The following is a 7516-nucleotide window of genomic DNA, read 5'->3' on the forward strand; positions in this document are numbered from 1 at the left end:
AAAGCTCAAGCATACAAAGCTCAAGCATACAAAGCTCAAGCATACAAAGCTCAAGCATACAAAGCTCAAGAATACAAAATTCAAGCATACAAAGCTCAAGCATACAAAGCTCAAGAAAAGGCTCGAAAATACAGAGTTCAAGGATCAGCACTGAACAGTTAGATAAGCTGATGAATCTTGTTGGCGAGCTCGTAATAAACAGAAGCAGGGTAAAAGAGCTTACAGGAGAATCAAAATCAAAGGATCTGGAGGTTGCACTTTCCGATTACCAGAAGCTGACCAGGGAGCTTCAAGAAGAAGTACTGGAAATAAGAATGATTCCTCTGGATCACATAACCAATATGTATCCCAGAATGATAAGGGATCTTTCAAGAGCGCAAAATAAGAAAATTGAATTTATAATAAAAGGAAAGGAAATCAAACTCGATAGAGCGATTATGGAAGAAATTGGAGACCCTCTTGTGCATCTGCTAAGAAACGCAGTCGATCACGGAATAGAAACTCCAGAAAAGCGTACAGAGGCCGGGAAAGACGAAACCGGCAATATAATGATTACAGCTTCAAGGCAGCAAAACTATGTTCTTATAAGGATAGAAGATGACGGAAGAGGGATAGATCCAGAAGAAATCCGAAAAGCTGCACTGGAAAAAGGGATCATTTCAAGAGAGGAAGCCGAAAAGCTTTCTGAGAGAGAGTCAATACAGCTAATTTTCGCACAGGGGCTCAGCACTGCCAGCGTGGTCACAGATCTTTCAGGCAGAGGAGTCGGGATGGACATCGTAAAGAACCGAATTGAAAGACTGGGAGGCTCTATAAGGGTGGAGTCAAAACCAGGGTCAGGTTCAAGGTTCGAATTGAAGCTTCCCATAACAATCGCTCTTTATCAGGCTATGCTTGTAAAAGTAGGAATGGAGAGATACGCGATTCCTTTTACAAATATAGTAAAAAGTATCTCTGTAAGAAACGAAGAAGTCCGGCATATAAGGGGTGAAGAGGTTATTTTGATAAACGAAAAGGCACTTCCCCTGCTGAGATTGCGCAGATTGTTTCAATTGCCTGATTTACAAAATGAAGAAAGCCTTGTTGTTGTTATTGTTGAAAAAGCCGGACAATATATAGGACTTGTCGTGGACTCACTTCTTGGAAAGCAGGAAGTAATTATAAAAAACTTCAAAAGCAGGCTGCTGGAAAAGACCCGCGGATTCTCAGGAGCAACAATTATGGGAGATGGAAGTGTCATTTTAATCCTTGACATTAATTCCATAGCCTGAAACCTTAATTTTAAGGAGTAATTTTAAGGGAGTTATAAAGATAATGATAAGTGAGTAAATATATGCAGGTGAAATGAACGTGAATGAAACAAAATAAATATAGAGTAAAGATAGATGAAGAAAAAATAAAAACAGGCAACAATCTTGAAGAAGATGTGGGATTTGAACTATTAAAAAGAGAGATTACGGAAAGTACTGGTTTTAACTGTGAACAATATAAAGAAGCCCACTTCAAGCGAAGAGTTAATGTCCGGGTCAGAGCTACCAGTTCAGATAATTACCAGGAATATCTCAGGTTGCTGAAAAAAAATCCGATTGAACGTGAACGTCTCATTAATGCTCTTACAATAAATGTCAGTGAGTTTTTCCGAAACCCGGAAACCTTTGATGTAATTGAAAAAGAAGTTATTCCTTTTCTGATAAAATCCAGATCAGACTCGCTTATAAAATCAATCCGTATCTGGAGTGCAGGCTGTGCAACAGGAGAAGAGGTCTATTCTCTTGCCATTTTGCTGCATAGAGTTCTTGGGAAAGACTTTGATAAGTATAGAATAATTATAATAGGAACTGACATTGACACTTTAAGCCTTGAAAAAGCTCGAAAAGGAATTTACCTTGAAAATGTACTCAAAAATGTAGATGCCAGTACAAAAGAAACCTATTTTGTGAAACAGAGTGAAACATACCAGATTTCTAACCAGTTAAGAGGTATAGTACGTTTTAAACGGCAAGATATGATATCAGAATCCTGCACAGACCGTTTTGACCTTATAATCTGCCGAAATGTGATGATTTATTTTAAAAAAGAAATTCAGGAACAATTACAGGTTAATTTTCATAAGGCATTGAATAAAGGTGGATTCTTTGTGATAGGAAAAGCCGAAACACTACTTGGAAATGCCTCAAATCGCTTTAAGCCTTATAATGCAAGAGAACGCCTGTATATAAAAGAAGATTAGAGTTCATAAAAGAAAATCAAAGTTTACAAAAGAAGATTAGGGTTTATAGAGCACTAGAATTTATAGAGTAATCCGGGAAAACTGAAGGGAATAGAAACTGAGGGGAATTTCATGGAAGAGATCACAAGCTTGGGAGAATTTGAATATGGAGCATTGAAAGAAATAGGAAATATAGGAATAGGAAACTCAGCGGTCTCTCTTTCCAGGCTCGTTAATAGCCTTGTCTATACCAGAGTTATCGATATAAGGTTCGGATTGATCGAAGACATACCGAAAATAGAAGGCTTTTCAGATTTCCCGGTGATGGGTACATTAATACGTATAAAAGAAGACCTCAATGGTTATATCCTTGTCTTTTTCTCTGAAATCAGCGCAAAAAGCCTTTACCTGAGCCTTTCAGGCGAAGAAGGAGAAAAAAAGCTGACAGATCCCTTGAAGCTGTCTTTAATTGAAGAAGTTAGCCACATCATGGCAGGAACCTACATAACTTCCCTTTCAGAGTTTTTGAAGCTCAACCTTTCGATCTCAACACCTTATGCAACATATGACATGTCTGACTCCATTTTTAATTCAGTTGTAACGGAAATGGGATACATCGCAGATTTTGCACTCATACTTGATGCAGAGTTTACAATAAAAGAAAAGAAAATTAAAGGGAATATATTGACTTTACTTGATCCTGAATCTCTTAACCGTTTATTAGAAAGAATAAACGCAATGGTCGATCAAAATCCTTAATTTTACTTTATTAGAACTGCACAACATAAGCATTAAAATTTAAACAGAACTTAACCAGTAATTTTGGAACTAACAAATTTTTAAACCAAATTTAACCAGTAACTATTGAACTAGCAAATTATGAAACTAGAAAATCATAAGGAGGTTTTTACAAATTGGCCGATTCGGACATAATTATGGTCGGAATAGGGGACTGCGCAATAGCCAGAAGCCCTGTAAAAATTAAAACCTCCGGACTGGGTTCCTGCCTGGGAATAACCCTCTATGATAGACAGGAAAAGATAGGAGGCCTTCTTCATACCATGCTTCCGAATATAAAAGATTCAAGGATAAAAGATAATCCTGCCAAGTTTACAGATGCGGGAATAGAGTATCTAGTAAATGAAATAATTAAAAGAGGGGGGTCGATAGAAAAACTTGAAGCAAAAATTGTTGGGGGAGCAGGAATGTTCGAAAATTCACGCCTGAATATAGGTGAGAGGAACATAAAAAGCGCGAAAGAGACTATGAAAAAACTGGGAATATTGGTGATAGCTGAAGATACTGGAAAAAACTATGGGCGCACAGTAATATTCGACACTTTTAATGGGGATCTTCTTATAAAGACAATTCTAAAAGGCGACAAAATAATCTAAGAATAACAAAACTAATAACTTTTCCAGAAACTCACCCTGTTAGTTCCTTCAATTAGCCTTTTATGATATCATTCTGTTTATTATCTCTATCACCCTTTTCTGATACCACCATGTTTATTATCTCTATTACCCTTTTCCAATAGCCTATAACTGTCTAAGTTAGATTTGATTTCTTTTCTTCGAAAAATTATATATTTGACATAAATATTATAATAGACATTCATTATCTAATCGATTACAGGCAAGAAAACTAACGCTTGAAACCGGTTAATAAACCCAGAGAAAAATACCATAAAACTTTAAGTGTATGCCTGAGATTAAGTAACGCTGTAATTACGAGACTTTTTCTATATGGCATAAAAATACAGCCGAGCATTGGCAATCAGCATGGAAAGACCAGTTAAAAACAGCATAAATTTAAAACAGTATAAATAGTTCAAGAATATCTTAACCAGGCTAAAAGAAAATAAAGGATTGGATGGACTGCGCTGAAACATGCTGGACCGGAGTATGCTAGATTTACTGATACAAATTGCTGAAGTATACTGAATTGCTGAAGTATACTAAAGCACGCTAAACCAAACTGAAACATGCTGTTTATAGCAGACATCAAGCCTGAACAATATGAAACAGATAACGAAAAGTAAACTAGGGGAATTTCATGGAAATCAATGGAGTAGAAATTGAAGATACTTATGCAGAAGCGTTTCCGATCAAGATTGCACGAGTGCTCATAACAGCAGCAACAAAGCGCTGGGCTCAGGTCGCAGCCACAGAAGCTACCGGCTTCGGGACATCAGTTATAATGTGCCCTGCAGAAGCGGGAATTGAAAGGTTCGCAAGCCCCAGTGAGACTCCTGACGGTAGACCTGGAGTCTATATTCAAATCTGTACTTTCAAATACGAAGCTCTTGAAGAACAGCTGCTCGAAAGGATAGGGCAGTGCGTACTTACCGCTCCTACAACTGCAGTATTTAACGGGCTTCCTGATTCTGAAAAACAATTTAATACCGGCTTTAAACTCAAATTCTTCGGGGACGGAATGGAGTCCGAAGCTCAGGTTGCAGGCCGCAAGGTATACAAAGTCCCGATCATGGAAGGGGATTTCGTGACAGAAGACAATATAGGAGCCGTAGCCGGAATTGCAGGCGGAAACTTCTTTATATTCGGAGACTCCCAGATGAGCGCCCTGACTGCAGCCGAGGTTGCTGTAGATGCAATTTCAGAGCTTGAAGGTACAATTACCCCCTTCCCAGGAGGTATCGTTGCAAGCGGGTCCAAGTCCGGAGCAAACAAGTACAAATTCCTGAAAGCTACTGCAAATGAAAAGTTCTGTCCCTCCATAAAGGGCAAAGTAGAAAACAGCGAAATTCCTGCTGATGTCAACGCTGTTTATGAAATCGTCATCAACGGGCTTGATGAAGCAAGCATAAAAGCAGCCATGAAAGCCGGAATAGAAGCTGCGGTTACTGTCCCCGGAGTCAAGAAGATCTCCGCAGGCAATTACGGCGGCAAACTAGGTAAGTACCAGTTCAAGCTTCACGATCTCTTCTAAGAATTCAGATTTAATGAGCTCTTCTGAGCTCAAAATTTCCTTTTTTGTCAATTTAGTTTCATTTTATTTTCGTAACTGTTCACCTTATCCTGCATTGGAAGTGAATTGTATGCACAACGAGAAATTTCTTCAGGAAAGGAAAATGTGAGCTGGGAACTAAAGAATAAATGAATAGGAAAAAATTCTGGAAGGCAGAGAGCTTACCTCACTGCCAGAGAACTGCTTTTTAGAGTCCAGGAGTGCTTTTTGAGAGATCTGGCGTATTTTTTAGAGTCCAAGGGCACTGAATCCGGAAAGGAGAATATCTCTTGGATCAAGACCTATGAGATGCATCGTAACATAAGCTCCAACGACTGTCCCTGTCATACTTCCTATATTTGCAAAGCTTGCAACAAGGAGGACTCGCATGAATTTATTTTTGAACATCTCCCTGAAGGTTTCTATCCCTGCCAGAGCTTTTAAATCTGCAGCAGTAGGATTTCGCTGTTTTGCTTCTACAAGACCAGCAAACCAGCCTGCGGCAATAAGAGGGTGTAGAGTTGTTAGCCAGGCAACCGAAAAGGCGGTAAGAACTGAATAAGGGTGGCCGCCTGCAAGCAGAGTGCCAATTGCGCTCAACGTTCCTGTGATAATGAACCACCAGCCGAAAGCTATCAAAAGAAGCTTCAGCGGAACGCCGGAAAGCAGCAGCATCAAAAAGAATCCAGCTATAACGGCGACGAAAGCAAAACCAATAAATTTCCCAATGCCAAAGCGTTTTTTCGGAATCTCCATAAGAGAGCTGAGAGGAGGAATGCTCTTTGGATTTTTGAGGTAGTTAATTACTCCTGGTTTATGTCCGGCCCCAATCACCGCAACAATAGTTTTATTTCCACCTGCAGCCGTCCTGACAATACTTCCTGCAAGATATGCATCCCTTTCGTCTATGAGAGTTTCAGCTGCAGTCGGGGCAAATTCCCTGAGCTCACTGACAAGAGCTGTGACAACATCCTGCTGAGTGATCTGATCGATATCGATCTCGGCTCCTTTCCCTATTCCTATCAGACCGCCTATGAGAGAACTCAGCATCTTAACTTTCTCAATAAATTTCATGCGGCCCCAGAAACGCTGGAGTGTCACCTGAATATCTCTGTCGATTAAAGCTACTTTGGCTCCTGAAGCTTCTGCTTCTTCGATTGCGGAAATCATCTCGGAACCAGGTTTTACACCCATATCGTCACCGATCTTTTTCTGCACATAAGCAAGTAGCCAGTGGACAAGGTAGTAATACACTTTTCCTTCAGTGAGAATTTCCTTTATTGGAACCTGATTCGTTTCAGGAACGTTTCCTTTCAGAGAATCATAACGTGCCCTGCAAAGCTCAACGGCTACAATATCTGGCTTAAGCTTTCGGATAGCGTTTCTGACTTCCTCAACGCTCTTTTCGGAAACGTGTGCAGTGCCTATAAGCACAACTTTTGAAGGCTGAAACTCAACAGCTGGACTGTTCCCGTCCGGGCTTTTAAGCTGGGAAGAAGGAATTGAAAGCTCCGAAGCTGATTCAGGAAAAGGTTCATGAATACGCCCGGCATCTGTATCGAGCTTGACCTCAACCTGTTCGACTTCTGCTGTAGATGCCGGCGAACTGGTTTCCTCTGGCTTGTTGATTGAAGAATCGGAAAATTTAAACTCCCCGGCAGAAACGTTGCCTTCCCTGGATTCTATAGGTTTGTCCATAGAATATATTGACTCCTGAGATGAACTTTGAGAATTATATTCAGGACCCATGTCCTGAGAATTTGTAATTTCGTATTTTTTCATAATCAGTCTCTTTGTTGCGGCAGATTAGAAGTGCCGGACAAAAATGTATAGAACATAGTATTTTATGTTTTATACCTGCTGTTAGATACATTATTTACCTTCAGCTTATTGCCAGAATATGTTAAATTATCTGTTATACTTCCGAATTTAAACACTTACCGCCGCGAATTTGAGATATCAAGTGAACGGTTTAACGTACAAGTAATTTAATGTATGGTATATTAACCATACACATTAAATAAGTTATATATGTTAGATACACATTAAATAAGTTACATCTGTTAAGGTGCGTATGTTATATAACTGATCCGTAAGTGGCTGATCTTTAAACAGCCAACCTAAATACAATCTTCACATCTGGGATATTAAACCTGGGATATTAAACTATACTTCGAAAATATAAAACTATACATTAATAAATTACTTATCTTTCTGATTTGGTTTATTGTCCTGGCTGGTTTATTGTCCTGGTTGGTTTATTGTCCTGGTTGGTTCATTATTCTGATCTGAGTTTGAGTATCCGTATCAGGTCTGTTCTGGAAAGCACTCCTACAAGAG

General features: G+C 39.3%; 6 protein-coding genes. 5 read left to right on the forward strand and 1 reads right to left on the reverse strand.

The genetic code is table 11. The annotated features are described in order from the left end of the window. Positions 1–143 precede the first annotated feature (143 nt). The 5 genes from PLL47_RS13035 (at position 144) to fhcD (ending at position 5158) form a co-directional block, all read left to right on the forward strand. Entirely contained in the window at positions 144–1271 is a 1128-nt protein-coding gene (locus PLL47_RS13035; RefSeq protein WP_324446784.1) for a chemotaxis protein CheA, read from the forward strand. A gap of 83 nt (positions 1272–1354) precedes the next feature. Continuing rightward, the gene (locus PLL47_RS13040; protein WP_324446766.1) at positions 1355–2230 is read left to right on the forward strand and encodes a CheR family methyltransferase; all 876 of its coding nucleotides are present in this window, start codon (positions 1355–1357) and stop codon (positions 2228–2230) included. Positions 2231–2341: 111 nt separating this feature from the next. Beyond that, a complete protein-coding gene (locus PLL47_RS13045) occupies positions 2342–2968 on the forward strand; it encodes a chemotaxis protein CheC (RefSeq protein WP_324446768.1) in 627 nt (208 codons plus the stop codon). Positions 2969–3123: 155 nt separating this feature from the next. Then, entirely contained in the window at positions 3124–3603 is a 480-nt protein-coding gene (locus tag PLL47_RS13050; RefSeq protein WP_324446770.1) for a chemotaxis protein CheD, read from the forward strand. 661 nt (positions 3604–4264) lie between these two features. Further along, positions 4265–5158, forward strand: a complete 894-nt coding sequence (gene fhcD / locus PLL47_RS13055; protein ID WP_324446773.1) for a formylmethanofuran--tetrahydromethanopterin N-formyltransferase — start codon at positions 4265–4267, stop codon at positions 5156–5158. 267 nt (positions 5159–5425) lie between these two features. On the opposite strand, the gene PLL47_RS13060 is transcribed toward fhcD, so the two are convergent. Further along, positions 5426–6958 (reverse strand): TraB/GumN family protein, encoded by a 1533-nt coding sequence (locus PLL47_RS13060; RefSeq protein WP_324446775.1) that lies wholly within the window; start codon positions 6956–6958, stop codon positions 5426–5428. Positions 6959–7516: the final 558 nt, after the last annotated feature.

The organism is Methanosarcina sp. (assembly GCF_035390745.1).
In the GTDB taxonomy this organism is placed as follows: domain Archaea; phylum Halobacteriota; class Methanosarcinia; order Methanosarcinales; family Methanosarcinaceae; genus Methanosarcina.